Here is a 25,810-nt window from a genome sequence, read left to right as displayed (position 1 = left end):
ACGGGCCGTGTCCGACGCGGGCGAGGAAGCGAACGGCGCGCCGGAGGCGCCTGCGGGCGAGGTCGCCCGGGGGGCGGGCTTCGCGGTGGCGCCCGGCACCGCCAAGCGCCCCGGGGTGCTGGTGGCGATGCCGTTCGACCGCGCCCTGCTCGCCCGCTTCAAGGACAATTTTCCGACGGCCCGCTGGCGGCGGAAGCTGCGGCGCTGGTTCGTGCCCGGCACCACCGCCGAGCAGCGGGCCGATGCCTGGATCGCCCGGGAGATCTCCGCGCTGGACGCCTACGGCGACGACAAGGGCCGCGACGCCTACGCCTTCGAGCCGCTGGAGAGCCCTTACCTTGCGGCGGGTCCCGATGCGCTGGTGGTCCGGACGCCCTATTCGCGCCTCGTGGTGGACACCCTGCGCACCATCCCGTTCGCCGCCTGGGCGCCGGAGATCCGGGCCTGGCGGGTGCCCTGGCGCTCCTACGAGGCGCTGAAGGAGGCCTGGCCGGTGATCGAGGAGGCGGCCGCGGCGAACGAGCCGGCCGCGCGCCGCGCCCGGCGCGAGGCCGCCCGCGACCCGGCCGCCGAGGCGGAGCGCCGGCGCCGCCGCCACCCGGTGCCGCGGAGCGATCCGCCGCCGCTCGGCGCCGCGGTGGAGGTGGCGGAGGCCGGCGTGGTGGTGTTCGAGGCCCTCGACGACGCCCCCATCGCCGAGACCGGGGCGCTGGCCCATTACCCGGCGATCACCGCGCCGGGGCCGCTGGTCTGGGGCTGGTGGCGGATGCCGAGCTTCGGGGAGATCGCCGAGACGGTGCCGGCGGCGGCAGCCGACATGCCCGGCCGCGGCTGGTGGCCGGCGACCCGCGCCGGCCTGGCGGAGCGCCTGCGGCGCCTGCGCGAGACCGCCCGGGCACAGGAGACCCGGGCCGCGAAGGCCCGCGGGAAGCAGGCCGCCGCGGAGCCCGGACCCCGCTAGAACTTGACGCTAGAACTTGCCGCCGAGCCCGACCGAGCCGCCCGACCCGATGGTGGGCGACAGGCCGCCGCTGCTGCCGCTGGCGCCGCCCTCGCCCTCGATCTCCTCGCGCCGGATGCGCCGCGGCGGGGCGCTTAGGGTGTCGCTGCCCGCGCGGGCATTGGGGACGTTGAGGCGGCGGGTCGGCTCGGTCGAGGCCTGGGCGAGGTCGCCGCTGCTGCGGGCCGGCAGCTTCACGTCGCCGCGCAGGGAGGGCGGCGGGCCGACATCGCCCGCCGGGAGCACGCCGCCGACCTGGCCGAGGGGGTTGCTGATGCAGCCGCCCGCGAGCGCGGCCACGGCCGCGACGAGGCAGGCTCTGGACAGGACGGACATCGATGCTTCCCGGGTTCCTGGAGGGCCGCCCCGCCGGCCGGCAGGGAACGGCGTTGACAAACCTCTAACGGTCGAGGCGTCCGAAGGCCAGCCGCCCCGCTTTTCGCCGCGCGGAACCCCGGCGCTTTGCAGGGCTTTCGTGCCTGGCTGCAACAGAGGGCGCCCGCCATGATCCGGAACCTGATCTTCGACATCGACGGGACCCTGCTCGACAGCGTCGACCTGCACGCCGAGGCCTGGGCGGAGGCCTTTCGCGAATTCGGGATCACGGTTCCGCCGGGCGAGGTCCGCACCCAGATCGGCAAGGGCGGGGACCAGCTGATGCCGGTCTTCGTGCCGAAGGAGCGCCTGGAGCGCGAGGGCGAAACGATCGAGCAATTCCGTTCGCGGCTGTTCACCGACAAATACCTGCCGAAGGTCCGGCCGTTTCCCGGCGTGCGGGCCCTGTTCGAGCGGCTGAAGGCGGAAGGCCACGTCCTGGCGCTCGCCTCCTCGGGCAAGGCGGACGAGGTCGAGCGCTACCAGGAGATCGCCGGCATCCGCGACCTCGTCGACGTGGCGACCAATTCCGACGAGGCCGAGCGCTCGAAGCCGCATCCGGACATCTTCGAGGCGGCCCTGAAGCGGCTCGGCCACCCGCACCGGGGCCAGGCGGTGGTGATCGGCGACTCGCCTTACGACGCCGAGGCCGCGAGGAAGGCCGGGCTGCCGGCGATCGGCGTCCTGTGCGGCGGCTTCCCGGAGGCGCAGCTCGGCGAGGCCGGCTGCATCGCGATCTACCGCGACCCGCAGGACCTGCTCGACGGCTACGACCGCTCGCCCCTGCGGCGCGGGCTGCCGTAAGCCGGGCGCCGCCGGGGCGAGGCGCCGTCTTGCTGGATGAGGATGTCTTGCTTGCTGGATGAGGATGTCTTGCCGGATGGGCATGGCCGTGCGAATCGTGCCGCTCCCCATGCTGACAGGATCGCATCCCTTGCCCGGCCCGCGTCGTCTCGCCGCCCTGCTCCTGGCCGCCCTAGTCCTGGCCGCCACCCTGCCGGTCGGCGCCGTCGCGCAGCAGCAGCAAGCGGCGCCGAACGCCGACGCGTCGGACTTCGCCCGCCTGGAGGCGGCGCAGGCCGCCGCCAACGCCGCGCCCGGCCCGCGCACCGTGCCGGGCCGGCGCATCCCGGTGCCGGGCACGGTGAGCCCCGAATTCCAGGCGGCGATCGCCGCGCCCTATCGCAGCCCGGCCTGGAACGCCGATCCGGGCAGCGCGGCGGAGTGGAAGGCGCTGGTGGCCAAGCTCGCGGCCCAGACCGCCGCGCCCCTGCCGGCCCTGCGCGAGCGCCTCGGCGTGGTCTCGACCCCGGAGGTGATCGGCGGCGTCAAGGCCTGGATCATCGCCCCCAAGGAGGTGCCCGAGCGCAACCGCCACCGGCTGCTCATCCACATCCACGGCGGCGGCTACGTCTACAACCCCGGCGAGGCCGGCACCGTCGAGGCGGTGCTGATGGCCGCCTTCGGCGGCTTCACGGTGATCTCGTTCGACTACCGCATGCCCCCGGACGCGCCCTATCCGGCGGCGATGGACGACGCCATGGCGGTGTGGAAGGCGGCGCTCGCCCTGCAGCCGGCCGAGAACATGGCGGTGTTCGGCACCTCGACCGGCGGCGGCATGACGCTCGCCCTGATGCTGCGGGCCAAGCGCGAGGGCCTGCCGCTCCCGGCCGCCATCGCGCCCGGCACGCCCTGGTCCGACCTGACCGACACCGGCGACAGCTACAAGGCCAACGAGTGGCTGGACAACGTGCTGGTCTCCTATGACGGCTACCTGACCCACGCGGCCAAGCTCTACGCCGCCGGCCACGACCTGCGCGATCCCCAGCTCTCGCCGATCTACGGCGACCTGCGCGGCCTGCCCCCCGCCATCCTGACCACCGGCACCCGCGACCTCTTCCTCTCCAACACCGTGCGCACCCACCGCAAGCTGCGCCAGGCCGGGGTCGAGGCCTCGCTGCAGGTGTTCGAGGGCATGAGCCACGCCCAGTACCTGTTCAACGCCGACGCGCCGGAGACCCGGGAGGTCTTCACCGAGATCGCGGCCTTCCTCGACAAGCATCTGGGGACGGCGGCGAAGAAGCCGTGAGGGCGTGAACGCTCGTTCGGCTTGGCCTTGTTTGACTTCGAATTGACACCCTCCGCGTCATCCCGGGGCCGCGACAGCGGAGCCCGGGATGACGGGGGTCGGATGACACAACGGCCATCGGGCCGATCGAACGCGCTCCGAAGCGCAGGCGGAGACGCCGCCCTCCGCTCACGCCGCCCGCACGCTGCCCAGGAACCGGCCGACCTCGGCCGAGAGGTGCTCGGATTGCCGCGACAGCTCGGAGGCCGCGGCGAGCACCTGGCTCGCCGCCGCGCCCGTCTCCTCGGAGGCCTGCGCCACCCCGGCGATGGTGCCGGTGACCTCGGCGGTACCGGTCGCGGCCTGGGAGACGTTGCGGACGATCTCCTGGGTCGCCGCGCCCTGCTCCTCGACCGCCGAGGCGATCGAGTTCGCAACGGAGCTGATCTCGCGGATTCGGCCGGTGATCGCCCCTATGGCCGAAACCGCTTGGTCGGTCACGCCCTGGATCTCGCCGATCTGGCCAGCAATCGCCTCGGTGGCCTTGGCGGTCTGATTGGCGAGCTCCTTGACCTCGGCGGCGACGACCGCGAAGCCGCGGCCCGCCTCGCCGGCGCGCGCCGCCTCGATCGTGGCGTTGAGGGCGAGCAGGTTGGTCTGCCCGGCGATCGAGGAGATCAGCCCCACCATGTCACCGATCCGGGCGGAGGTGGCCTTCAGCGCCTCGACGAGATGACCGGTTCGGTCCGCCTCGTCCACCGCCGCCTGGGCGAGGCTGGCCGAACCCTGGACCTGGCGCCCGATCTCCTGGACGGAGGCTCCCAGCTCCTCGGCAGCGGCCGCGACCGTGCCGACATTGGCGGCCGCCTCCCCGGCCGCGGCCGCGACCATGGACGCTTGCGACACCGTCTGCGTCGCCGTCGTGGTCATGGTGCCGGCGGTGGCCTGCAGTTCGGTCGCGGAGGCGGAGACTTGGCCGACGATCCCGCCGACGGCGCGCTCGAAGCCGTCGGCCATCTCCGCCACCGCCCGCTTGCGCTCGGCCGCGGCCGCGGCGTCGGCCAGGCGCCGGGTCTCCGCCTGCTCGGCCGCGGTCCGGGCGACCATCACCTTGATGCCCTCGACCGCGCGGCCGACGGCGCCGATCTCGTCGCCGCGCGCCGCCTCCGTGATCGCCGCATCCGCATCGCCCCGGGCCATGCGCTGGAGGACGCCGACCAGGCTGCCGAGCGGGCGCGTGATGCCGCGGACGACGATGAGCGCGGCGATCGTCAAGGCGGCGGCCAGCCCCAGGACCGCCGACGCGACGAGCACCGTCCCGGCCTCGGACGCGGCCCGTTGGGCGTTGTCGCTCGCCTGCTTGAGCTCCGCCGTCAGGAGATCGGTGCGTGCCCGCACGACCTCGTTGACCGTCCTGCGGACCACCGCGATGTCGCCGCGCATCAGCCGGCCGGCCTCCGCATTCTCGTTCTTCAGCGCCAGGGCGTTGGCGTGCTCGGAACGCGCGAAGAACTCGACCAGGGTATCGCGCAACCTCTGGTTCATCGTCGCCCGGTCCGGCATGTCGGATTTGGCGATCAGCGCGTCGGCGCTGGCGAGGGCGGCGTTCGCCGCAGCTCGATAGCGCGTATGGTAGCCGGCCATCTGCTCCGCGCCGGTCTCCAGAACCATGTTGCGGCTCAGGAGTGCCGCCTCGTTCATGTCGATGCGCACGGCCAGGATGAGCTGGAGGCGCACCATCTCCGATCCGACGATCTCGCGGGTCTGCGCGGCCAAGCCGAAGAGGTTGGACCGCGCGTAGGAGACGAGCCCGCCCGCCACGGCCGCGACGATCAGGAGCGGCAACACAGCCTTGATCAGGATGCTTGCGTCGCGGAGGAATTTCATCGGATTGACCTAACGCTATGTATTGCACCCGTTCGTTGCCAAAAATAATTAACAATGATGAAAGCGCCGAATAGAAACTCGACCTGCACACCGTGAAAGCGTTTTTGCCATGGGAACACCAGACGGATCTGATGTAAAATAGTTCTGCAGCCTTGGTCCGCAGAGATGATCTGACACATCATAGTTCAGACAGCGGCCGTGCCCGCCTCCGGCGGCTCGGCGACCATCGTCCGGGCCCGCGCCACCGTCACGGTGCGATGGACCTGTACGGCGAGGCCCGCCGCCTCCGGCGTCGGGGCCGGTCCGGGGCGGGCGCGCAGGAAGGCGCCGAGGGTCGAAAGCCGCAGGTCCGCCGCGCGGACGATCAGGGCGAGCGCCCGCAAGCCCGCGGCGCGATGCGCGGCCTCCACCCGCTCGGCCGGGCAGCCGGCGAGATGGGCGAGGCCGATCAGCGCCTCGGCGACCCGGCCATCCGCGAGCCAGTGGCGCAGGTCGGCCTCGTCGAGCCCGAGCCGGATCCGCAGGGCCACCGCCTCGGCGGCGCGGCGCGACGGGCCGGAGCGGGCGGCGGGCCGCAGGAGCGCGTCGCGCTGGCGCGGCAGCAGGCCCTGGCGCGCGGCCAGCCCCGCCGCGAGGCGGCCCCGGTCCTGCATCCGCTCGGACAGGACCGTGAGCGCCGAGAGCGAGAGCTGCGCGCCGCGATTGGCGAGGAGCATCGCCATGACCGCCTCGTCGCCCCGGTCGGCCAGCACGTCCGCCACCCGGGCGGCGACCGTCTCGCGCCGGGCAATGGCCGCGAGATGGACGGGGCCGCGGCTGCGGGCGACGTGCAGCAGCACCTCCTCGGGCAGGGCGGCGCAACGCGCGAGCACGGGCACCGCGACGCTCGCCTCGGGATCGCAGGCGAGGCGCCGCGCCAGCTTGCGCGGCGGCCGGGGCAGCGCGCCGACCCGCCGGGCGAGCCGCCCGAGCGATGCGGGTCCGGCGCCCTCGGCGAGCACCGTCATCACCTCGTCGAAGGCGCCGACCTGCAGGCCCGAGAGATCGTCGGCCCGGGCCACCAGCAGGTCGGCGACGCCGTCGAGGGCCCGCGCCGCGTCGGCGACCCGCTCGGCCTCCTCCACGAGGTCGGCGAGCGCGGCGGCGGCGCTCGGCGGAATCAGTCGGGAGGCCGCGGCCGAGGCCATCGGGCAAGCAATCCTGGCAGGGAGTTCGGAGCGAACGTTGCGGCAGCCTAGGGCCGCGATGGTTACGCCGGCCTTAGCGCCGGGCCCGTCTGCGGAGCGGCACCCCTTGCCCTCTCGCGAAAACCTGCTATAGGCCGCGCCTCGCGTTCGCTCCGGCCGGGGGCTGAACGGACGGCGTCGGGCTTTCCAGCCCGACGTTGGGGTCCGCCCCGTCGTCCCGTGTCTCCGCCTTCGAACAACCGCTCGGGCCTTTGCAGGCTCGAAGGGCTTGGCGCCGTGCGACGCGAGGACGAACCGGCCCGACGCCCGAAACCGCTTCCCGCGTTGTCGTGCAGCGGGCCTCAGTCTCCCTGAGAAAGGCCCATCATGGCTCTCTACGAGCATGTGTTCCTGGCTCGCCAGGACGTGACCTCGCAGCAGGTCGAAACGATGATCGAGACCTACAAGTCCGTCATCGAGCAGAACGGCGGCAAGGTCGAGAAGACCGAGATGTGGGGCGTGAAGTCTCTCGCCTACCGCATCCGCAAGAACCGCAAGGCGCATTTCACCCTCCTCAACATCGACGCTCCCCCGGCGGCCCTCGCCGAGATGGAGCGCCAGATGCGCATCTCCGAGGACGTGCTGCGCTTCATGACCGTGCGCGTCGAGGAGCTCGAGACCGAGCCGTCCGCGATGATGCAGAAGCGCGACCGCGACGAGCGCAAGGACCGCGAGCGCGGCCGTCGCCGCGACGACGACGGCTTCGGCGGCGGCTTCGGCGGCGGTGATCGCCCCGAGCGCGGCGACCGTCCGGAGCGGGCCGAGCGCCCCGAGCGCGTCGAGCGCAACACGAACGAGGAGCAGTAAGCCATGGCTTTCGGTGCTGGTGGCGGCGGTGGCCGTCGTCCGTTCTTCCGTCGGCGCAAGACCTGCCCGTTCTCGGGCCCCAACGCCCCGAAGATCGACTACAAGGACGTGAAGCTGCTCTCGCGCTACGTCTCCGAGCGCGGCAAGATCGTGCCCTCGCGCATCACCGCGGTGTCGGCCAAGAAGCAGCGCGAGCTCGCCCAGGCGATCAAGCGCGCCCGCTTCCTGGGCTTCCTGCCCTACGTGATCCGCTAATCCTCTGATCAACAACCCGGCGGCCTCGTGCCGCCGGGTCGCTGGGGCGGTCCTCCATCGCCTCTAACCCTGCCCGGGACGGGCGGCGGGACAGCGGACGGGTTCCCCATGGTTCGTCATACCGGCATCGGCGTCGTCGCCGGCCTCGCCTCGGCGCTCCTGATCGGGGTCGTCGTCCAGGCGACGCCGCTCGCGCTGGCCCTCTACCTGCTCGCCCCGCTGCCGATCCTGATCGTGGCGATGGGCTGGAGCCACCGGACCGGCCTCGTGGCCGCCGCCTCCGGCACGCTCGCCCTCGCGATCGCCTCCTCGCCGCTGCGCGGCCTCGCCTTCCTGGTCTCGACCGCCCTGCCCGCCTGGTGGCTCGGCTATCTCGCGCTCCTCGGGCGGCCGAAGGCCTCCGGCGAGATGGAATGGTACCCGACCGGCCGGCTGCTCGCCTGGGTCGCCGTCACCGCCGCCATCGCCCTCGTCGTCGTGGTGATGCTGTCCTCCGGCGACCACGCCGCCTACCAGGAGCGGGTCCGCCGCCTCGCCCGGGCGATGCTGCAGCTCCAGATGCAGGAGACCCCGTCCCGGGGCGCCGGCCTGGAGGAGGACGACCTCGCCCGCATCGCCGAGCGGGTCGCCGGCCTCGCCCCCGCCATCATGGCGACGACCTTCACCCTGCTCCTGACCTTCTATCTCTGGGCCGGCGCCCGGGTGGTGCAGATCTCCGGCCGCCTCGCCCGGCCCTGGCCCGACCTGCCCGCCACCGCCCTGCCGCGCCGGGCCCTGTGGGGATTGGCGATCGGCGGCGTGCTCGCGCTCGCGCCGGGCTATGCCGGCGCCTTCGGGGTCGCGCTGCTGGGCGCCCTCTCGGCCGCCCTCGCCCTGCAAGGCCTGGCGGCGCTCCACGACCGCAGCCGGGGCAAGCCCGGCCGCACGCCGCTGCTGATCGGCCTCTACGTGCTGGTCTTCCTGACGCAAGGGCTGGCGCTCGCCGCCCTCACCCTCTTCGGCCTCGTCGACGCCCTCACCGGGCGGCGCCGGCCGGCCCAGGCTCCTCCGGTGGCCTGAGCTTTAAATCCCCGGGCCGCCCAGGCGATCCGGTTCCCCGACGGCGGAACGCTCCGCCATCACACCCTGAGGCCGACGAGGCCTCACAGCAAAGGACGACGACCATGGAAGTGATCCTGCTCGAGCGCGTGGCCAAGCTCGGCCAGATGGGTGAGACCGTGAAGGTGCGGCCGGGCTTCGCCCGCAACTTCCTGCTCGCCCGCGGCAAGGCCCTGCGCGCCACCGAGGCCAACAAGAAGCGCTTCGAGGACCAGCGCGCCCAGCTCGAGGCCCGCAACCTCGAGCGCCGCTCGGAGGCCGAGAAGGTCGGCGAGACCCTGAACGGCAAGAGCTTCGTGCTGATCCGCCAGGCCGGCGAGACCGGCGTGCTCTACGGCTCGGTCTCCCCGCGCGACCTCGCCGAGGTGGTGACCCAGGAGGGCTTCACCATCAACCGCGACCAATTCAGCATCGCGCAGCCGATCAAGACCCTCGGCCTGCACAATGTCCCGGTGGTGCTGCACCCCGAGGTCGAGGTCAGCGTGACCGTCAACGTCGCCCGCAGCCCCGAGGAGGCCGAGCGCCAGGCCCGCGGCGAGTCGACCACCACCCGCGAGGAGTTCAACCTCGACGACCTCGGCCTCGAGGTCGGGGCCGCCCTGGCCGAGGCCGGCCCGGACGCCGACAGCGACCGCTGATCCGTCCACGGCTCTCCCGTCCCTTGGGCGGGATAGCCGGGACAGCGGGGACAAGCCCGGGGACCGGGCTTGACTTGTTCCCATTTTGTTCCAGCATGGCGGGGTCCGCGGCGCGAGTCGCGGGCCCCGTCGTCGTTTTGAACGGCCATCCGCGGCCCCCCGGTCAAGGTTTGGTCAACGATGGCGGTGCGATGGTCGCCGCAGCCTTTATGATCTGACACGCGGTCGCCCCGACCCGTGCCGCCCCCCTCGACAAGCCGGAGCCCCGCCGGATGGCCATTCCCAGCACCCTGACGGCGAACCTCGAACCCGTGCAGCAGGAATACCGCGTCGCCCCGCACAACATCGACGCGGAGCAGGCGCTGCTCGGCGCGATCCTGGTCAACAACGACGCCTTCTACCGGGTGTCGGACTTCCTGCTGCCCGAGCACTTCATGGAGGAGGTGCACCGGCGGATCTACGAGGTGTCGATCACGCTGATCAAGGCCGGCAAGCTCGCGAGCCCGATCACGCTCAAGACCTATCTGGGCGATGCCGATCTCGGCGGCCTCACGGTCGGCCAGTACCTCGCCCGGCTCGCCGCCGAGGCGACCACGGTCATCAATTCCGAGCATTACGGCCGCACGATCTACGACCTGGCGCTGCGCCGGCGCCTGATCACCATCGGCGAGGACCTGGTCAACGGCGCCTACGAGGCCCCGGTCGAGACATCGCCGCGCGAGCAGATCGAGGCGACGGAGCGCCGGCTCTACGAGCTGGCCGAGACCGGCAAGTACGACGGCGGCTTCCAGAAATTCTCCGACGCCCTGACGGCGGCGGTCGACATGGCGGCCAAGGCCTACCAGCGCGAGGGGCGGCTGTCGGGCATCGCCACCGGCCTGTCCGACCTCGACGCCAAGATGGGCGGCCTCCAGGCCTCGGACCTGATCATCCTGGCCGGACGCCCCGGCATGGGCAAGACCTCGCTCGCCACCAACATCGCCTTCAACATCGCCAAGGCCTATGTCGGCGAGAAGCAGCCCGACGGCTCGATCGCGACCAAGAACGGCGGCATCGTCGGCTTCTTCTCGCTCGAAATGTCGGCCGAGCAGCTCGCCACCCGCATCATCGCCGAGCAATCCGGCGTCGCCTCCTACAAGATCCGCCGCGGCGACATCCGGCCGGAGGAGTTCTACAAGATCACCGACGCCGCCCGGGACATGCAGACGATCCCGTTCTACATCGACCAGACCGGCGGCATCTCGATCGCGCAGCTCGCGGCGCGCGCCCGCCGGCTCAAGCGCCAGCGCGGCCTCGACCTCCTGGTCGTCGACTACCTCCAGCTCCTGTCGGGCTCGTCCAAGAAAGGCGACAACCGGGTGCAGGAGATGACCGAGATCACCACCGGCATGAAGGCCCTCGCCAAGGAGCTGGCGGTGCCGATCATCGCCCTGTCGCAGCTCTCGCGCCAGGTCGAGGCCCGCGACGACAAGCGGCCGCAGCTCTCGGACCTGCGCGAATCGGGCTCGATCGAGCAGGACGCCGACGTGGTGATGTTCGTCTTCCGCGAGGAATACTACGTCAAGAACAAGAAGCCGCGCGAGGGCACGGAGGAGTTCTTCACCTGGGAAGCCGAGATGAACCGCGTCTACGGCAAGGCCGAGGTGATCCTCGGCAAGCAGCGCCACGGCCCCACCGGCACGGTCGAGCTCCAGTTCGACGCCGAGATCACGCGGTTCTCGAACCTGGCGCAGGGCGACCGGCTGCCCGATACGATGTGAGGCGCGCTGCCTGACTTTCGGTCAGGCGGCGCCTCGCCGAGCCCTTGGCTCCTCCCCCTTTCGGGCAGTAGACCGGGTGCATGAGCGAATCGAGCCCCATCGGCCATGGCGGCCGCCTCACCATCGACCTGTCGGCCCTGCGGGCGAACTGGCGGATCCTCGCGAAGGCCGCGGAGTGCCCGGAGACCGCGGCCGTCATCAAGGCCGACGCCTATGGCTGCGGCATCGCCAGGGCGGCCCCGGCCCTGTGGCGCGAGGGCTGCCGCACCTTCTTCGTCGCCCACCTCTCGGAGGGGCTGACCGCCCGGCAGGCCTTGCCGGACGCGGCGATCTACGTGCTCAACGGTTTCCCGCCCGGCAGCGCGCCGGCCTACCGGGCGGCCGGCCTGCGGCCGGTGCTGGGTTCTCGCGACGAGGTCGCCGAGTGGGCGGCCGCGAACCGGGCCGAGGGCGTGACCCGGCCGGCGGCGCTCCACGTCGATACCGGCATGAACCGCCTCGGCCTGTCGGTGCCGGAGGGGCTGGCGCTCGCCGGCGATCCCATCGTGGCGGAAGCCGGCATCGACCTCCTGATGAGCCACCTCGTCAGCGCCGAGGTCGAGCATGATCCCCTCACGGACCGTCAGGCCGCGGCCTTCGCGCAGGTCCGTGACGCCTATCCGGGGATCCGGGCCTCGCTCGCCAATTCCTCGGGCGACTTCCTGCCCTCCTGCCGCGCCGACCTGGCGCGGCCGGGCTACGCCCTCTACGGCGGCAACCCGCGGCCCGGGCGCGACAACCCGATGCACCCGGTGGTGCGGCTCGACGCCGGCATCCTCCAGGTCCGCGAGGTCCCGGCCGGCGAGACCGCCGGCTACAATGCCCGCTGGACGGCCCACGGCCCCCGGCGCCTCGCCACCCTGTCGATCGGCTACGCCGACGGCTACCCGCGTTCCTCGACGGGCCGCGGCGAGGCCGTGGTCGGCGGCGTGCGCTGCCCCTTCGCCGGCAACGTCTCGATGGACCTCATCATCCTCGACGTCACCGAGGCGCCGCAGGACGCCCTGCGCCGCGGCGCGCCCGCGACCCTGATCGGCGACGGCCTCGACCTCGACACGGTGGGGCGCAACGCCGGCACCATCGGCTACGAGATCCTGACCAATCTCGGCCGGCGCTACGAGCGGGTCTATCGGGACTGAGACCTTCGAAAATCCGGTACGGAGCCGGCACGGCGCGTTCCTCCCACGCCTTTCGAAAAGACGGTTTTGCTCGCGCCCGGTTGGCGCTAGGCTCATGCCCGGGACGGCCGGGGCGCGAGAGACCCTGGCGACGGGAGGATTCGCGCATGGACTTCACCCTCTCCGAGCGGCAGCGCCACTGGCGCGACCGGGTCCGGGCTTTCATGGACGAGCATGTCCGCCCGGCCGTGCCGACCTACAAGGCCGAGATGGAGGCCTTCGGCACCGATCGCTGGCAGCCGGTGCCGGTGATCGAGCGGCTCAAGCCCAAGGCCCGCGAGGCGGGCCTGTGGAACCTGTTCCTGCCCCCCTCCCCCGAGCACGACGACGGCGCTTTTCGCGGCGCGGGCCTGACCAACCTCGACTACGCGCTCTGCGCCGAGGAGATGGGCCGGATCCAGTGGGCCTCCGAGGTGTTCAACTGCTCGGCGCCCGATACCGGCAACATGGAGGTGCTGCACCGTTACGGCACGAGGGCGCAGAAGGAGCGCTGGCTCACGGCGCTGATGGCGGGCGAGATCCGCTCGGCCTTCCTGATGACCGAGCCGGACGTGGCCTCCTCGGACGCCACCAACATCGAGACCCGGATCCGCCGCGACGGCGACCATTACGTCATCAGCGGCCGCAAATGGTGGTCCTCTGGCGTCGGCGATCCGCGCTGCGCCGTCGCGATCGTGATGGGCAAGACCGACACCAGCGCCCCCTTGCACCAGCAGCAATCGCAGATCCTCGTGCCCCTCGACACGCCCGGGATCGAGGTGGTGCGGATGCTGCCGGTCTTCGGCTACGACGACGCGCCGCACGGCCATGCCGAGGTGATCCTCAACGACGTGCGGGTGCCGGCCGAGAACCTGCTGCTCGGCGAGGGCCGCGGCTTCGAGATCGCGCAAGGCCGCCTCGGGCCCGGGCGCATCCACCATTGCATGCGCACCATCGGCGTCGCCGAGGAGGCGCTGGAGAAGATGGCCAAGCGCCTGCTCGGCCGCGTCGCCTTCGGCAAGCGCATCGCCGACCATTCGGTCTGGGAGCAGCGCATCGGCGAGGCCCGCACCGACATCGAGATGACCCGCCTCCTCTGCCTCAAGGCGGCGGACATGATGGACAAGGTCGGCAACAAGGGCGCCAAGCTCGAGATCGCGATGATCAAGGTCGCGGCCCCGCGCATGGCGCTGAAGGTCATCGACGACGCGATCCAGGCCCATGGCGGCGCCGGCGTCAGCAGCGATGCCGGCCTCGCCTATTCCTACGCGCGTATCCGGACCCTGCGCCTCGCCGACGGGCCGGACGAGGTCCATAATCGCTCGATCGCCCGGCTGGAGCTGGCGCAGTACGGCAATCGCGAGCGGCCCAAGGCCTGACCGCGCGAAAAGAAGAACATCCGCGCGGGACGCCCGGTCCTGAGGACGGGCTTCCCGCACGGGCATCAAAAAAGCACGACGATGCTTTTGACGGCGCGGAATGGACCTCCGATACTTGTGGTCTTCCGCGCCATTTTCTCAAATGGCGCCGGCTCTTCTTCATCACGGACGAGCGAGGATCCGCCATGACGCAGCAAAACCCCGATCCGATCCGCTTCGCCTATTGGGTGCCGAACGTCTCCGGCGGCCTCGTCGTCAGCAAGATTCCCCAGCGCACGGGCTGGGACGGCGACTACAACCGCGAGCTGGCCCGGATCGCCGAGAAGGCGGGCTTCGACTACGCCCTGACCCAGATCCGCTTCACCGCCGGCTACGGCGCCGAGTACCAGCACGAATCGGTCGCCTTCAGCCACGCGCTGCTCGCCGCCACGGACACGCTGAAGGTCATCGCCGCGATCCTGCCAGGACCGTGGAACCCGACGCTGGCGGCAAAGCAGGTGGCGACCATCTCGCAGCTCACCGGCGGGCGCATCGCCGTCAACATCGTCAGCGGCTGGTTCTCGGGCGAGTTCCGGGCGATCGGGGAGCCCTGGCTCGACCACGACGAGCGCTATCGCCGCTCGGAGGAGTTCATCCGCTCCCTGCGCGGGATCTGGACGGAAGACAACTTCACATTCCGCGGCGATTTCTACCGCTACAGCGACTACACCCTGAAACCGAAACCGGCCGAGCCCCTGCCGGAGATTTTCCAGGGCGGCTCGTCGCGGGCGGCGCGGGACATGGCGGCCCGGGTCTCCGACTGGTACTTCACCAACGGCAACACGCCGGAGAACATCCGCCTTCAGGTCGACGACATCCGCCACAAGGCGCAGGCCGAGGGGCGCCACGTCAAGATCGGCGTCAACGCCTTCGTGATCGCCCGCGACACCGAGGAGGAGGCCCGTTCCGTCCTGAAGGACATCATCGACCAGGCCGACCCGGAGGCGGTGCGCGCCTTCGGCCACGAGGCGAAGAATGCCGGCGCCGCCTCGCCCGAGCGCGAGGGCAACTGGGCGAATTCCACCTTCGAGGATCTGGTGCAGTACAATGACGGCTTCCGCACCAACCTGATCGGCACGCCGGACCAGATCGCCGAGCGGATCCTGGCGCTCAAGGATGCGGGTGCCGACCTCGCGCTCCTCGGCTTCCTGCACTTCCAGGAGGAGGTCCGGTATTTCGGCGAGCACGTGATCCCGCGGGTGCGGGCGCTGGAGGCGGCACGGGCCGAGCGGCGGGCGGCGGCGTGATCACGAAGCCCGGCCCGCGATGACGAGGTGCCATGTCATCGACCGGGCCGGAGCTGACCCGATCCTCAAGCCGTTGAAACGGCGGCCCGGCCGTGGGCCCTGCTCCACTCCTGGACGGCGGTGCTTCGTCTCTCGTTCGCCGCCGTGCGGGCCCTCGCCGTGGTGGAGGACTTGGCGCGGGTGCTGACAGAGCCGGCCCCTCTCCGGCCGATCCCCGGCGCCGACCGCCCGTGCGGCGGCGTCCGCCAGCGATGCAGACTCGCTTGCACGACGGCGCCGCCCGGCCATAGATCGGAAGGAAGAGAGCGGGAGGCGAACATGGCCGAGGCGCCTGCGGGACCGATCCACGCCTTCCTCACCGGCGGCGGCCGCGACGGACGCGGACGCAGCCTCGCCGATGTGCTGGCCTTCGACGATGCCCGCATCGAGGGCGTGCACGACGTCATCCAGTGGCTGTTCCCCCTATCGGAGCCGAGCCGGGCGGTGCCGGGGGCACCCGTGCTCGGGGCGTCGGAGGCGGCCGCGATCCGGGCCGATCCGGCGGCGCAGGCCGGGCTCCTGGCCGCCCGCGACCGGATGCTGCGCTTCTATGCCGGGACCGACGGGTGGCTCACGGCCCTCGACCACAACCACCTGCGCATCACCCGAATCCTCACGGCCCTGCGTGACCTCGCCGGACGGGACGAGGCCGAGGCCTTCCACGCGGCCATCCTCCGCCTCAACGAGACGGCAGGCTCTCCGGTGAACCCGGAGAGCCTGGATTACTGGCGGCGGGCAGTCGAGGCTTAGAAGAACGCCTGCAACCCGGTCTGCGCCCGGCCCAGGATCAGGGCGTGGACGTCATGGGTGCCCTCGTAGGTGTTCACCGTCTCGAGGTTCTGGGCGTGGCGCATCACATGGTACTCGCCCATGATGCCGTTGCCGCCGTGCATGTCGCGCGCCTCGCGGGCAATCGCCAGCGCCTTGCCGCAATTGTTGCGCTTGACCAGCGAGATCATCTCCGGCGCCATCCGGCCCTCGTCGAAGAGGCGGCCGACGCGCAAGCTGCCCTGGAGGCCGAGCGCGATCTCGGTCTGCATGTCGGCGAGCTTCTTCTGCACCAGCTGGGTCTGGGCGAGCGGCCGGTCGAACTGCTTGCGGTCGAGCGTGTATTGCCGCGCCCGGTGCCAGCAATCCTCCGCCGCGCCCATGGCGCCCCAGGAGATGCCGTAGCGCGCCCGGTTGAGGCAGCCGAACGGACCTTTGAGCCCCGAGACGTTGGGCAGGAGCGCGCTCTCCGGCACCTCGACGCCGTCCATCACGATCTCGCCGGTGACCGAGGCGCGCAACGAGAGCTTGCCCTTGATCTTCGGCGCCGAGAGCCCCTTCATCCCCTTCTCCAGGATGAAGCCGCGGATCTGGTTGTCGTGGGCGGGCGACTTCGCCCAGACCACGAACACGTCGGCGATGGGGGCGTTCGAGATCCAGGTCTTGGCGCCCGAGAGGCGGTAGCCGCCGTCGATCTTCTCGGCCCGGGTCTTCATGCCGGCGGGATCCGAGCCGGCATCCGGCTCGGTCAGGCCGAAGCAGCCGACGAACTCGCCGGTGGCGAGCTTCGGCAGGTACGTCTTGCGCTGGTTCTCGTCGCCGTAGGCGTAGATCGGGTACATGACGAGCGAGGATTGCACGCTCATCATCGAGCGGTAGCCGGAATCGACCCGCTCGACCTCACGGGCGACGAGGCCGTAGGCGACGTAGGACGCGCCGGCGCAGCCATATTCCTCCGGCAGGGTGACGCCCAGTAGCCCGAGCTCGCCCATCGCGTTGAACAGCGAGCGGTCGGTCTTCTCCTCCGCATAGGCCTCGACGATGCCGGGCAGCAGCCGCTCCTGGGCGAAGCTGCGGGCGGAATCGCGGATCAGGCGCTCGTCGTCGGTGAGCTGGTCGTCGAGCAGGAAGGGGTCGTCCCACCGGAAGGCGCCGCGCGCGCCCTCGAGCGGCTTGGCCGGGCTGAGGTTGGTCTGGGTGGCGACCGCGGCGGACGGGGCGTTCATGCGTTTCCTCCTGGCATTTCGGCCGGGACGTTACCCCGGGTCCGCCGGCTCCGCCAGGACGCGAAACCGCATTCCGCACGCGCCAGCCATGCGGCGGACGACCTACTTCACCTGCTGCTTGTCGAGCTTGCGGGCGAGCGTGCGACGGTGCATCCCGAGCCGGCGCGCGGTCTCCGAGATGTTGAAGTCGGTCTCGGCCAGGGTCTGGTGGATGCGCTCCCATTCGAGCGTCTTGATCGAGGTCGGCCGGCCGTCGAGGGAGACGTCGACGTCGCCCTCCGCCTTGGAGAAGGCCGCCTCGATGTCGTCGGTATTGGCGGGCTTCGCCAGGTAGTGGCAGGCGCCGAGCTTGATCGCCTCGACGGCCGTCGCGATGCTGGCATAGCCGGTGAGCACGACCGTGAGGATGCCGGCATCGTGGTCGTGCAGGGCCTTGACGCAGGCCAGGCCCGATTCGCCGTTGAGCTTCAGGTCGACGACGGCGTAGGTCGGCGTGCGCTCGGCGAGGAGCGCCTCCAGCGGCCCGAGGCCGGTCAGGCTCACCACCGTGTAGCCGCGCCGCTCGAAGGAGCGGGTCAGGGTGGCGGCGAAGCGGTCGTCGTCCTCGACGATGACGAGCAGGCGGTCGTCCTCGGCCATCTCAGACCGTCAGGCTGGAGAGCGGCAGGGAGATGGTCACGACGGCGCCTCCATAGCTGCGGTTGCGGGCCTCCACCGTGCCGCCGAGCTTGCGCACGACGTTGACGACGAGAAAGAGCCCGAGCCCGCCGCCGAGTCGGCCCTTGCTCGATGTATAGGGCTGGCCGAGCCGCGCCAGCATCTCGGGCGCGAAACCCGGCCCGCGATCGGTGACGGAGAGCCGCAGGGTGTCGCCCTCCCGCAGGATCGCCAGCTCGACGAAGTTGGGCGACAGGTCGAAGGCGTTGTCGAGGACGTTGAACACCACCTGCTTCAGGGCGGTGTCGGAGACGATCTCCTGATCCTCGCCGAACTCGTCGCGAACCTCCAGGCAGAAGCAGGAATGCATCCGCCGCCAGTCGCCGACGAGCTCGGTCACGAAGCCGCGCACGGTGGTGAGGTGCGGCGCCTCCCCGCGGGCGGCTCCGGCCGCGAGCAGGATCCCGGTCACGATCGCCTTGCAGCGCCCGACCGCCTCCTGCATCTCCTCGATCTCGCGGGCGATGTCGGGCGAGGCGGTGAGTTCCGGCATCCGGCGCCAGTCGCCGAGGATCACCGAGAGCGAGGAGAGCGGGGTGCCGAGCTCGTGCGCCGCGCCCGAGGCGAGGAGCCCCATCCGGACGATGTGGTCCTCCTCGGCCGCGCGCTGGCGTAAGGAGGCGAGCCGGGCATCCTGCCGGCGCAGGTTGCGCGAGATCCGGGTGACGAACACCGCGATCAGGGCCGCGTCGATCACGAAGGCCACCAGCATGCCGACGAGGTAGAGCCGCAACAACTCGCCGCTGTCGCCCGGCGGCAGCACCAGCGGCCGATAGACCAGCATCAGCACGCCGAGCGCCGCGGTGGTGAGCGCGACGAGGCCGATCGTCGCCTGGCTGCTCAGCAGCACCGCCGCGAGGGTGAGCTGGAGCAGGAACAGCGAGGTGAACGGGTTGGTGGCGCCGCCGCTCAGGGAGAGCTGCACCGTGAGCGCCACGACGTCGAGGAGGAGGGCGACGAAGAGGGTGCCCTCGGTCACGCCGCCCCCGCGGGCGATCCAGGCGAGGCTGACGAGGTTGAGGATCACGAGCCCGGCCAGCACGACCGCCATGGGCCCGAGCGGCAGCGCGATGCCGAGGCCCACTTGCGCCACCGCGATGGTGACGACCTGGCCCGCCACCGCGATCCAGCGCAGCTGCACGAGCAGCAGGAGGTTCTGGCGCCCGCCGTCATCGTCCTCGGGCGAACCTGGTTCTCCCAGGCCCGCCAGGGTGCCGATGCCGAGGTGCCGCGCGGCCGTGACGAGGGTGGTGCGGGCGATGCGGCGCAGGTCGGGCCAGTCGGTCATACCGTCACCGCTCGCGCGCGGCGGACCCCTCCCCCTCCGCGGGGGAGGATGGCGAGCGAAGCGCGCCGGGAGAGGGGAACCACGCTTCCGGAGGGGTCGCGAGAGGGGTGACGGTCTCCCTCTGGATCAGCGTCGCGCTGCCCCTCTCCCGCCCCGCTCCGCGGGGCACCCTCCCCCGCAGAGGGGGGAGGGCTTTTCGCGCGCCTTGTCCGGAGCCCATCGACCTGCTCACCGCTCCCGCGACGCCCGATAGGCGGCATAGCCGGCCATCGCCGCCAGCCCGAACCAGGTCAGCGCATAGATCAGGTGATGGTTGCGGAACGCCACCACGGTCAGCCCGCCGACCGGCTCGCCCGGTCGGTTGCCGGAGGCATCCGCGTCGATGAAGTAGGGCGCCACCGGGCCGAGGCCCTTGGCCGCCGCGATTCCCGCGACGTCGCGGGAATACCAGCGGTCATGGGCGGGATCGTTGCTGCGCAGGAAGCCGCCGCCGGGCTCGGGCAGGCGCAGGAGGCCGGTCACCGTCACGGTCCCCTCCCCGTTCCCGGCCGGCCCTTGCCAGTCGGAGGGCACGAAGCCGCGATTGACCAGGATCGTGTCGCCGGATTCGGTGACGAGGGGCACGAGGAGCCATGAGCCGGCCCCCTTCTCGGTCACCGCCATCGTGCGGACGGCCCGGTCGGGACGGAAGCGGCCGGATGCCGTGACGCGGCGGTACTCGTCGGCGTCGCGGGAGATGCCCGGCCACGCGGCCCGACCGGGCGCCGGGGCCGGGGCGGCGTCGAGGCGCGCCTCGACGCGGGCGATGAGGTCGAGCTTCCAGGCCCGGCGCTCGACCTGCCAGATCCCGAGGGCGAGGAACAAGGCCGTCGCCAGCAGCGAGAACGCCACCAGGGCGAGGCGCTTCGTGGACCGGGGCGACGCCGCCCCGGCCGATGATGGGAGATCGTCGTGGATCGTCGTCACGGCATGTTGCGCATGTCGCCCGGCGACATCGGCATCATGTTGGTGTTGAGGTGGTACATCACCCAGAGCGAGCCCGAGAGCGCGATGATCACCACCACGAGGGTGAAGATCAGCGCCATCATGGTCCAGCCGCCTTCCGAGCGGGCGTTCATGTGCAGGAAGTAGACCATGTGGACCACGATCTGCACCACCGCGAAGGCCATGATGACGAAGGAGGTCACCCGGGGATCGGTGAAGACCTCGGCCATCACCAGCCAGAACGGGATCGCCGTCAGGATCACCGACAGGACGAAGCCGGTGACGTAGTCCTTCCGGGAGCCGTGGCCGGCCTCGTGGTGATCGTGGGTGACCTCGACGTGCACGGAGCCGGAATGGGCGCCGTCGGAGGCGGGAGCGCGGGCGCTCATTTCAGGGACCCCATCAGGTAGACGAAGGTGAAGACGCCGATCCAGATCACGTCGAGGAAGTGCCAGAACATGCTCAGGCATAGCAGCCGGCGGCGGTTGGCCGGGATCAGGCCGCGCTGGTGCACCTGCACCATCAGGGTCACGAGCCAGATCAACCCGAAGGTGACGTGCAGGCCGTGCGTCCCCACCAGGGTGAAGAACGAGGACAGGAAGGCGCTGCGCTGGGGCGTGGCGCCCTCGTGGATCAGGTGGGCGAACTCGTAGAGTTCGAGGCCGATGAAGCAGAGGCCGAAGGCCCCGGTGATCGCCAGCCAGCGCTGGGTCATGCGCTGGTCGCCCTTCTCCATCTCCAGCATGGCGAAGCCGTAGGTGATGGAGGAGAACAGCAGCATGGAGGTGTTCACCGCCACGAGCTTGAGGTCGAACAGGTCCGCCCCGGACGGACCCGCCGCGTAGCTCCGCCCGAGGACGCCGTACGTCGCGAACAGGATCGCGAAGATCAGGCAGTCGCTCATCAGGTAGAGCCAGAACCCGAGCATGGTCCCGCCCTCGGCGTGACCGTGCTCCTCGGCGACGTAGAAGTGCAGCTCGGCGTCGCTCGCCGTGACCGTCTGTGCCTGTGCCATGGCGGGTTCCTCAGGCGACCGCGGGAGAGGTCGTCCGGGCGAGGGCGCGGGTGCGCTCGTCCTCGGTCCGCGTCACCTCGTCGGCCGGGATGTAGTAGTCGCGGTCGTAGTTGAAGGTGTGGATGATGGTCGCCGCGATCACGCCGACGAAGGAGATCACCGCGAGCCACCAGACATGCCACACCATGGCGATGCCGAAGGCGGTGGCGATGGCGGAGATGATCACGCCCGCGCCGGTGTTCTTGGGCATGTGGATCGACTTGTAGCCTTCCAGCGGACGCTTGTAGCCGCGGTTCTTCATGTCCCACCAGGCGTCGCCGTCATGCACCATCGGCGTGAAGGCGAAGTTGTAGGCCGGCGGCGGCGACGAGGTCGCCCATTCGAGGGTGCGCCCGCCCCAGGGATCGCCGGTGAGGTCGGCGAGCTGCTCGCGCCGCAGGATGCTGACGGCGATCTGGATGATCATCGCGGCGATGCCGCAGGCGATGAGCGCGGCGCCGAAGGCCGCGATGACGAAGAGCGGCTGGTACTCGGTGCCCGGGAAGGCGTTCATCCGCCGGGTCACGCCCATCAGGCCGAGGATGTAGAGCGGCATGAAGGCGACCCAGAAGCCGACCACCCAGCACCAGAACGAGACCTTGCCCCAGAACGGGTCGAGGCGGAAGCCGAAGGCCTTCGGCCACCAGTAGTAGATGCCGGCGAACAGGCCGAACAGCACGCCGCCGATGATCACGTTGTGGAAGTGCGCGATCAGGAACAGCGAGTTGTGCAGCACGAAGTCGGCCGGGGGCACCGCGAGCAGCACGCCGGTCATGCCGCCGATGACGAAGGTCAGCATGAAGGCGACGGTCCACATCATCGGCAGATCGAAGCGGATCCGGCCGCGATACATGGTGAACAGCCAGTTGAAGATCTTCGCACCGGTCGGGATCGAGATGATCATCGTGGTGATGCCGAAGAACGAGTTGACGCTCGCGCCCGACCCCATGGTGAAGAAGTGGTGCAGCCAGACCAGGTAGGACAGGATGGTGATGACGACCGTGGCGTAGACCATCGAGGCGTAGCCGAACAGGCGCTTGCCGGAGAAGGTCGAGGTCACCTCGGAGAAGATGCCGAAGGCCGGCAGCACCAGGATGTAGACCTCGGGGTGACCCCAGATCCAGATCAGGTTCACGTACATCATCGGGTTGCCGCCGAGATCGTTCGTGAAGAAGTTGGTGCCGACGTAGCGATCGAGGGTGAGCAGCGCCAGGACGGCGCCGAGCACCGGGAAGGAGGCGACGATCAGGACGTTGGTGCAGAGCGAGGTCCAGGCGAAGACGGGCATCTTCATCATCGACATGCCCGGCGCCCGCATCTTGACGATGGTGGCGATCAGGTTGACGCCCGACAACGTCGTTCCGACGCCGGCGATCTGGAGTGCCCAGATGTAGTAGTCGACGCCCACGCTCGGCGAGTAGGCGATGTTCGACAGCGGCGGATAGGCGAGCCAGCCGGTCGCCGCGAACTCGCCGATGAACAGCGACATCATCGTCAGCACGACGCCGCCGGTGGTCATCCAGAAGCTGAAGTTGTTCAGGAACGGGAAGGCGACGTCACGGGCGCCGATCTGCAGCGGCACCACGTAGTTCATCAGCCCGGTGACCAGCGGCATCGCCACGAAGAAGATCATGATCACGCCGTGGGCGGTGAAGATCTGGTCGTAGTGATGCGGCGGCAGGAAGCCGTCGGAGCCGCCATGGGCGATGGCCTGCTGCGAGCGCATCAGCACCGCGTCGGCGAAGCCGCGCAGCAGCATGACGAGACCCAGGACCATGTACATGATCCCGATCTTCTTGTGGTCGACGCTGGTGAACCAGTCGCGCCAGAGCACGCCCCACAGCTTGTAGCGGGTGATGAGGCCGAGGACGGCGAGGCCGCCGATGGCGACCGCGACGAAGGTCACCACCACGATCGGCTCGTGGAGCGGCAGGGATTCGAGGGTGAAGCGGCCGAACAGCAGCCGCCACCAATGCGGGTAGGTGTCGATCGGATTGGGTTCGGAGTTCATGGCTCAGCCTGGAATGCAGGGAGTCTCGTCAGGGTCGGGGCCGGGCAGGACGGCGCGGGGCCATCCTGCCCGGCTCCCCGGTCCCGCATCCCTCGCCGTGGCGGTCACCGCCCCGGCGGAGGATGCTCAGTTGAGGCGCGGCGTCGCGGCGGACGCCGCCGAGGCATTGCCGAGGCCGAAGGCGTCGGCGGGGGTGCAGAGGGCGGTGACGAAGGTCGCCTGCTGGGTCGCGCCGGTGCCGCGGCGGACGGCCTTGTCGTAGGTGAGGCTCATGACGCTGTGCAGGCCCTCGCGGCCGCCGCCGCCGCGCTTGTCGATGGAGGCCATGTCGTGCATGCACATCTTGGCGCGGTCGACGCACATGTTGAGGATCGCGTCGTAGAGGTCGGCGTCGACGGCCTTGTAGTAGCGCACCGGCTCCCGCTCGCTCGGGCGCTCGAGCTTCAGGTAGTCGGCCCGGGTCAGGCCGCCGCCATCCTTCCTGACCTTGTCGACCCAGGCGTTGAACCCGCCCTCGTCGACGCCCTTGAAGGTGAAGCGCATGTGCGAGAACCCGGCGCCGCTGTAGTTGGCGGAGAAGCCGTCATAGTCGCCGGCCTTGTTGATCACGGCGTTGAGCCGCGTCTGCATGCCCGGCATGGCGTAGATCTGGCCGGCCAGCGCCGGGATGAAGAACGAGTTCATCACCGAGGAGGAGGTGATGCGGAACTCGATCGGCCGGTCGACGGGGGCGGCGACCTCGTTGAGCGAGGCGATGCCCTGCTCCGGGTAGAGGAACAGCCACTTCCAGTCGAGGGCGACGACCTGCACCACCAGGGGCTTGCCCGAGACCATCGGGTCGCCGACACTCGACACGATCGGCTTCGAGGCGCTGATGCGGGTGACCGGACGGTAGGGATCGAGCAGGTGGGTGCCGAGCCAGGTGAGCGCGCCGAGCGCCACGATGATCAGCAGAGGCGCCGACCAGATCACCACCTCGAGCCCAGTCGAGTGATGGAAATCGGGGTCGTAGACCGCCTTCTTGTTGCCCTCGCGATAGTGCCAGGCGAAGGCGACGGTCAGCGCCATCACCGGCACGATGATGAGGAGCATCAGCACCGTGGAGGCGATCAGCAGGTTACGCTGTTGCAGCGCCACGTCGCCCGCGGGCGACATGAGCACGAGATTGCATCCTCCGGTCAGGAGGACGAGCGGGAGGACGAGGAGGAGGCGCAAATGTCTCACGGGCAGCCCGGACGGTCAGCTTTCGGCCTCCGTCCTGTACGCCCGCCGGGGGCCCCGCGGGATTGGACGTTTTGTCCAGGCCCCCGATGGGCCGGTTCTCCTCTAAGGAAGGGGCCTTCGTAGAGTGACGAAGCAGGATTCCGATATGGCCACGATCACGGCGGATCCCGCCGCCGCCTCCTCCTCCAAGCCGGAACGGGATGCCCGCCTGGCGTCGTCGGAGCCGGGCCACGTCGCGCCCGGCGAGATCGCCCTCGGGGTCATCATCGGCCGTACCTCCGAGTTCTTCGACTTCTTCGTGTTCGGCCTCGCCTGCGTGCTGGTCTTCCCGCGCCTGGTCTTCCCGTGGGCCGAGCCGGTGACCGGCACGCTGTATTCCTTCGGGCTGTTCGCCCTCGCCTTCGTGGCCCGTCCCATCGGCTCGGTGCTGTTCATGGCGATCGACCGGCGCTACGGCCGGGCCACCAAGCTCACCATCGCGCTGTTCCTGCTCGGCCTCTCGACCTGCCTGATCGCCTTCCTGCCGGGCTACGAGACGATCGGGCACTGGTCGGCGGTGCTGCTGGCGATGTGCCGGATCGGCCAGGGCCTGGCGCTCGGCGGCGCCTGGGACGGGCTCGCCTCGCTGCTCGCCCTCAATGCCCCCGAGAACCGCCGCGGCTGGTACGCGATGCTGCCGCAGCTCGGCGCCCCCGTGGGCTTCATGCTGGCGAGCGGGCTGTTCGCGTTCTTCCAGCTCCAGCTCTCCGACGCCGACTTCATGGGCTTCGGCTGGCGCTACCCGTTCTTCGTCGCCTTCACGATCAACGTCGTGGCCCTGTTCGCGCGCCTGCGCCTCGTGGCGACCGAGGAGTTCCGCCGCCTGCTCGAAGCCGACGAGCTGGAGCCCGAGCCGGTCATCGAGACGGTGCGGGCGAGCGGCCGCAGCATCCTGGTCGGCGCCTTCGTGCCGCTGGCCTGCTACGCCCTGTTCCACCTCGTGACCGTGTTCCCGGTCAGCTGGATCAACCTGTTCACCGGCCGCTCGGTCGGCGAGTTCCTGATGGTGCAGTTCGCCGGCGCCGTCATCTGCACGATGACGATCATCATGTCGGGGCTGATCGCCGACCAGATCGGGCGGCGCTCCACCATCGCGCTCGCCGCCGCGCTGATCGGCCTGTTCGCCCTCGGCAGCATCGTCGCGCCGCTGCTCTTCGGCGACAGCATGCCCGGCCAGACGATCTTCGTGGTGGTCGGCTTCGCGCTGCTCGGCCTCGCCTACGGCCAGAGCTCGGGCGCCATCGCGGAGAATTTCGGCACCAAGTACCGCTATACCGGCTCGGCGCTGACCTCCGACCTCGCCTGGCTCGTCGGCGCCGGCTTCGCCCCGCTCGTCGCGCTCTACGCCTCGAGCCATCTCGGCCTGCCGTGGGTCGGCGTCTACCTCCTGTCCGGCGCGGTCTGCACGCTCGGCGCGCTCGGGCTCAACCGGCGGCTCGGCACGACGGCCTGACGCGCCGGCGCGGGATCCCCTCTCCAGGCGAT

Annotated in this window: 24 protein-coding genes; 13 read left to right on the top strand and 11 right to left on the bottom strand. The window is 70.6% G+C overall.

Features of this window, described 5'->3' with window-relative positions; genetic code table 11:
* The first annotated feature begins 7 nt into the window (after nucleotides 1-7).
* Nucleotides 8-961, top strand: coding sequence for a hypothetical protein (locus VQ03_RS10715; protein ID WP_048450860.1), 954 nt, complete (start codon nucleotides 8-10; stop codon nucleotides 959-961).
* Nucleotides 962-970: 9 nt separating this feature from the next.
* Here the strand turns inward: VQ03_RS10715 and VQ03_RS10710 are convergent, their stop codons facing one another.
* Nucleotides 971-1,336, bottom strand: coding sequence for a hypothetical protein (locus VQ03_RS10710; protein ID WP_048450859.1), 366 nt, complete (start codon nucleotides 1,334-1,336; stop codon nucleotides 971-973).
* 168 nt (nucleotides 1,337-1,504) lie between these two features.
* Here VQ03_RS10710 and VQ03_RS10705 point away from each other — a divergent pair, with 168 nt between their 5' ends.
* Nucleotides 1,505-2,179 carry an HAD family hydrolase gene (locus VQ03_RS10705; RefSeq protein WP_208605496.1) on the top strand — a complete coding sequence of 225 codons (675 nt, stop codon included), beginning with the start codon at nucleotides 1,505-1,507 and terminating at the stop codon, nucleotides 2,177-2,179.
* Between the two features lie 130 nt (nucleotides 2,180-2,309).
* A complete protein-coding gene (locus VQ03_RS10700; protein ID WP_425350057.1) occupies nucleotides 2,310-3,464 on the top strand; it encodes an alpha/beta hydrolase in 1,155 nt (384 codons plus the stop codon).
* A 168-nt stretch (nucleotides 3,465-3,632) separates the two neighbouring features.
* Here VQ03_RS10700 and VQ03_RS10695 read toward each other — a convergent pair whose 3' ends face one another.
* Together VQ03_RS10695 and VQ03_RS30955 are read right to left on the bottom strand one after the other, a co-directional pair.
* A complete protein-coding gene (locus VQ03_RS10695; RefSeq protein ID WP_048450858.1) occupies nucleotides 3,633-5,330 on the bottom strand; it encodes a methyl-accepting chemotaxis protein in 1,698 nt (565 codons plus the stop codon).
* A gap of 185 nt (nucleotides 5,331-5,515) precedes the next feature.
* Nucleotides 5,516-6,517, bottom strand: a complete 1,002-nt coding sequence (locus VQ03_RS30955) for a DUF2336 domain-containing protein (protein ID WP_053078496.1) — start codon at nucleotides 6,515-6,517, stop codon at nucleotides 5,516-5,518.
* A 366-nt stretch (nucleotides 6,518-6,883) separates the two neighbouring features.
* Between VQ03_RS30955 and rpsF the strand changes: the two genes are divergently transcribed.
* The 9 genes from rpsF (at nucleotide 6,884) to VQ03_RS10645 (ending at nucleotide 15,764) form a co-directional block, all read left to right on the top strand.
* The gene (gene rpsF, locus VQ03_RS10685; RefSeq protein ID WP_048450857.1) at nucleotides 6,884-7,363 is read left to right on the top strand and encodes a 30S ribosomal protein S6; all 480 of its coding nucleotides are present in this window, start codon (nucleotides 6,884-6,886) and stop codon (nucleotides 7,361-7,363) included.
* Nucleotides 7,364-7,366: 3 nt separating this feature from the next.
* On the top strand, nucleotides 7,367-7,618 hold the full coding sequence (rpsR, locus tag VQ03_RS10680; protein ID WP_012332436.1) for a 30S ribosomal protein S18: 252 nt from the start codon (nucleotides 7,367-7,369) through the stop codon (nucleotides 7,616-7,618).
* A 108-nt stretch (nucleotides 7,619-7,726) separates the two neighbouring features.
* On the top strand, nucleotides 7,727-8,677 hold the full coding sequence (locus tag VQ03_RS10675) for a DUF2232 domain-containing protein (RefSeq protein ID WP_048450856.1): 951 nt from the start codon (nucleotides 7,727-7,729) through the stop codon (nucleotides 8,675-8,677).
* A gap of 104 nt (nucleotides 8,678-8,781) precedes the next feature.
* Complete coding sequence (gene rplI / locus VQ03_RS10670; RefSeq protein WP_048450855.1) at nucleotides 8,782-9,354, top strand: 50S ribosomal protein L9; 573 nt, start codon at nucleotides 8,782-8,784, stop codon at nucleotides 9,352-9,354.
* 272 nt (nucleotides 9,355-9,626) lie between these two features.
* The gene (locus VQ03_RS10665; RefSeq protein WP_048450854.1) at nucleotides 9,627-11,114 is read left to right on the top strand and encodes a replicative DNA helicase; all 1,488 of its coding nucleotides are present in this window, start codon (nucleotides 9,627-9,629) and stop codon (nucleotides 11,112-11,114) included.
* 80 nt (nucleotides 11,115-11,194) lie between these two features.
* On the top strand, nucleotides 11,195-12,292 hold the full coding sequence (alr, locus tag VQ03_RS10660; RefSeq protein WP_048450853.1) for an alanine racemase: 1,098 nt from the start codon (nucleotides 11,195-11,197) through the stop codon (nucleotides 12,290-12,292).
* 146 nt (nucleotides 12,293-12,438) lie between these two features.
* Nucleotides 12,439-13,689, top strand: a complete 1,251-nt coding sequence (locus tag VQ03_RS10655) for an acyl-CoA dehydrogenase family protein (protein ID WP_048450852.1) — start codon at nucleotides 12,439-12,441, stop codon at nucleotides 13,687-13,689.
* Between the two features lie 185 nt (nucleotides 13,690-13,874).
* Nucleotides 13,875-14,975, top strand: coding sequence for a dimethylsulfone monooxygenase SfnG (sfnG, locus tag VQ03_RS10650; protein ID WP_048450851.1), 1,101 nt, complete (start codon nucleotides 13,875-13,877; stop codon nucleotides 14,973-14,975).
* A 318-nt stretch (nucleotides 14,976-15,293) separates the two neighbouring features.
* Nucleotides 15,294-15,764 (top strand): opioid growth factor receptor-related protein, encoded by a 471-nt coding sequence (locus tag VQ03_RS10645; RefSeq protein WP_048450850.1) that lies wholly within the window; start codon nucleotides 15,294-15,296, stop codon nucleotides 15,762-15,764.
* Here the strand turns inward: VQ03_RS10645 and VQ03_RS10640 are convergent.
* The 8 genes from VQ03_RS10640 to cyoA form a co-directional block, all read right to left on the bottom strand.
* Nucleotides 15,761-17,008 (bottom strand): acyl-CoA dehydrogenase, encoded by a 1,248-nt coding sequence (locus VQ03_RS10640; RefSeq protein WP_048450849.1) that lies wholly within the window; start codon nucleotides 17,006-17,008, stop codon nucleotides 15,761-15,763. The genes VQ03_RS10645 and VQ03_RS10640 overlap by 4 nt on opposite strands.
* Nucleotides 17,009-17,110: 102 nt before the next feature.
* Nucleotides 17,111-17,647 (bottom strand): response regulator transcription factor, encoded by a 537-nt coding sequence (locus VQ03_RS10635; protein WP_048450848.1) that lies wholly within the window; start codon nucleotides 17,645-17,647, stop codon nucleotides 17,111-17,113.
* Between the two features lies 1 nt (nucleotide 17,648).
* A complete protein-coding gene (locus VQ03_RS10630) occupies nucleotides 17,649-19,013 on the bottom strand; it encodes an ATP-binding protein (RefSeq protein ID WP_083467916.1) in 1,365 nt (454 codons plus the stop codon).
* Nucleotides 19,014-19,241: 228 nt separating this feature from the next.
* On the bottom strand, nucleotides 19,242-19,979 hold the full coding sequence (locus tag VQ03_RS10625; protein ID WP_425350056.1) for an SURF1 family protein: 738 nt from the start codon (nucleotides 19,977-19,979) through the stop codon (nucleotides 19,242-19,244).
* The gene (gene cyoD / locus VQ03_RS10620; protein WP_048450847.1) at nucleotides 19,976-20,386 is read right to left on the bottom strand and encodes a cytochrome o ubiquinol oxidase subunit IV; all 411 of its coding nucleotides are present in this window, start codon (nucleotides 20,384-20,386) and stop codon (nucleotides 19,976-19,978) included. The genes VQ03_RS10625 and cyoD overlap by 4 nt, the downstream gene beginning before the upstream one ends.
* Complete coding sequence (cyoC, locus tag VQ03_RS10615; RefSeq protein ID WP_048450846.1) at nucleotides 20,383-21,012, bottom strand: cytochrome o ubiquinol oxidase subunit III; 630 nt, start codon at nucleotides 21,010-21,012, stop codon at nucleotides 20,383-20,385. The genes cyoD and cyoC overlap by 4 nt, the downstream gene beginning before the upstream one ends.
* A 10-nt stretch (nucleotides 21,013-21,022) precedes the next feature.
* Nucleotides 21,023-23,062, bottom strand: a complete 2,040-nt coding sequence (cyoB, locus tag VQ03_RS10610) for a cytochrome o ubiquinol oxidase subunit I (protein WP_048450845.1) — start codon at nucleotides 23,060-23,062, stop codon at nucleotides 21,023-21,025.
* Nucleotides 23,063-23,188: 126 nt separating this feature from the next.
* Nucleotides 23,189-24,286: a ubiquinol oxidase subunit II gene (gene cyoA, locus VQ03_RS10605; protein WP_048450844.1), complete on the bottom strand. Its 1,098-nt coding sequence runs from the start codon at nucleotides 24,284-24,286 to the stop codon at nucleotides 23,189-23,191.
* Between the two features lie 145 nt (nucleotides 24,287-24,431).
* Between cyoA and VQ03_RS10600 the strand changes: the two genes are divergently transcribed.
* Nucleotides 24,432-25,778, top strand: a complete 1,347-nt coding sequence (locus VQ03_RS10600) for an MFS transporter (protein ID WP_048450843.1) — start codon at nucleotides 24,432-24,434, stop codon at nucleotides 25,776-25,778.
* Nucleotides 25,779-25,810 lie beyond the last annotated feature (32 nt).

This window comes from Methylobacterium tarhaniae (genome assembly GCF_001043955.1).
Classification (GTDB): domain Bacteria; phylum Pseudomonadota; class Alphaproteobacteria; order Rhizobiales; family Beijerinckiaceae; genus Methylobacterium; species Methylobacterium tarhaniae.
Note: the sequence above shows the minus strand (reverse complement) of the source record. Positions and strands in the feature narration are given on the sequence as shown.

Excerpts from the sequence above, each read along its gene's own strand:
- rpsR (WP_012332436.1), top strand. The coding sequence starts at position 7,367 with ATGGCTTTCGGTGCTGGTGGCGGCGGTGGCCGTCGTCCGTTCTTCCGT.
- VQ03_RS10705 (WP_208605496.1), top strand. The coding sequence starts at position 1,505 with ATGATCCGGAACCTGATCTTCGACATCGACGGGACCCTGCTCGACAGC.
- cyoC (WP_048450846.1), bottom strand. The coding sequence starts at position 21,012 with ATGGCACAGGCACAGACGGTCACGGCGAGCGACGCCGAGCTGCACTTC.
- VQ03_RS10645 (WP_048450850.1), top strand. The coding sequence starts at position 15,294 with ATGGCCGAGGCGCCTGCGGGACCGATCCACGCCTTCCTCACCGGCGGC.
- VQ03_RS10630 (WP_083467916.1), bottom strand. The coding sequence starts at position 19,013 with ATGACCGACTGGCCCGACCTGCGCCGCATCGCCCGCACCACCCTCGTC.
- VQ03_RS10695 (WP_048450858.1), bottom strand. The coding sequence starts at position 5,330 with ATGAAATTCCTCCGCGACGCAAGCATCCTGATCAAGGCTGTGTTGCCG.
- sfnG (WP_048450851.1), top strand. The coding sequence starts at position 13,875 with ATGACGCAGCAAAACCCCGATCCGATCCGCTTCGCCTATTGGGTGCCG.
- alr (WP_048450853.1), top strand. The coding sequence starts at position 11,195 with ATGAGCGAATCGAGCCCCATCGGCCATGGCGGCCGCCTCACCATCGAC.
- cyoD (WP_048450847.1), bottom strand. The coding sequence starts at position 20,386 with ATGAGCGCCCGCGCTCCCGCCTCCGACGGCGCCCATTCCGGCTCCGTG.
- rpsF (WP_048450857.1), top strand. The coding sequence starts at position 6,884 with ATGGCTCTCTACGAGCATGTGTTCCTGGCTCGCCAGGACGTGACCTCG.
- VQ03_RS10600 (WP_048450843.1), top strand. The coding sequence starts at position 24,432 with ATGGCCACGATCACGGCGGATCCCGCCGCCGCCTCCTCCTCCAAGCCG.
- VQ03_RS30955 (WP_053078496.1), bottom strand. The coding sequence starts at position 6,517 with ATGGCCTCGGCCGCGGCCTCCCGACTGATTCCGCCGAGCGCCGCCGCC.
- VQ03_RS10655 (WP_048450852.1), top strand. The coding sequence starts at position 12,439 with ATGGACTTCACCCTCTCCGAGCGGCAGCGCCACTGGCGCGACCGGGTC.
- rplI (WP_048450855.1), top strand. The coding sequence starts at position 8,782 with ATGGAAGTGATCCTGCTCGAGCGCGTGGCCAAGCTCGGCCAGATGGGT.
- VQ03_RS10665 (WP_048450854.1), top strand. The coding sequence starts at position 9,627 with ATGGCCATTCCCAGCACCCTGACGGCGAACCTCGAACCCGTGCAGCAG.
- cyoB (WP_048450845.1), bottom strand. The coding sequence starts at position 23,062 with ATGAACTCCGAACCCAATCCGATCGACACCTACCCGCATTGGTGGCGG.
- VQ03_RS10675 (WP_048450856.1), top strand. The coding sequence starts at position 7,727 with ATGGTTCGTCATACCGGCATCGGCGTCGTCGCCGGCCTCGCCTCGGCG.
- VQ03_RS10710 (WP_048450859.1), bottom strand. The coding sequence starts at position 1,336 with ATGTCCGTCCTGTCCAGAGCCTGCCTCGTCGCGGCCGTGGCCGCGCTC.
- VQ03_RS10635 (WP_048450848.1), bottom strand. The coding sequence starts at position 17,647 with ATGGCCGAGGACGACCGCCTGCTCGTCATCGTCGAGGACGACGACCGC.
- VQ03_RS10640 (WP_048450849.1), bottom strand. The coding sequence starts at position 17,008 with ATGAACGCCCCGTCCGCCGCGGTCGCCACCCAGACCAACCTCAGCCCG.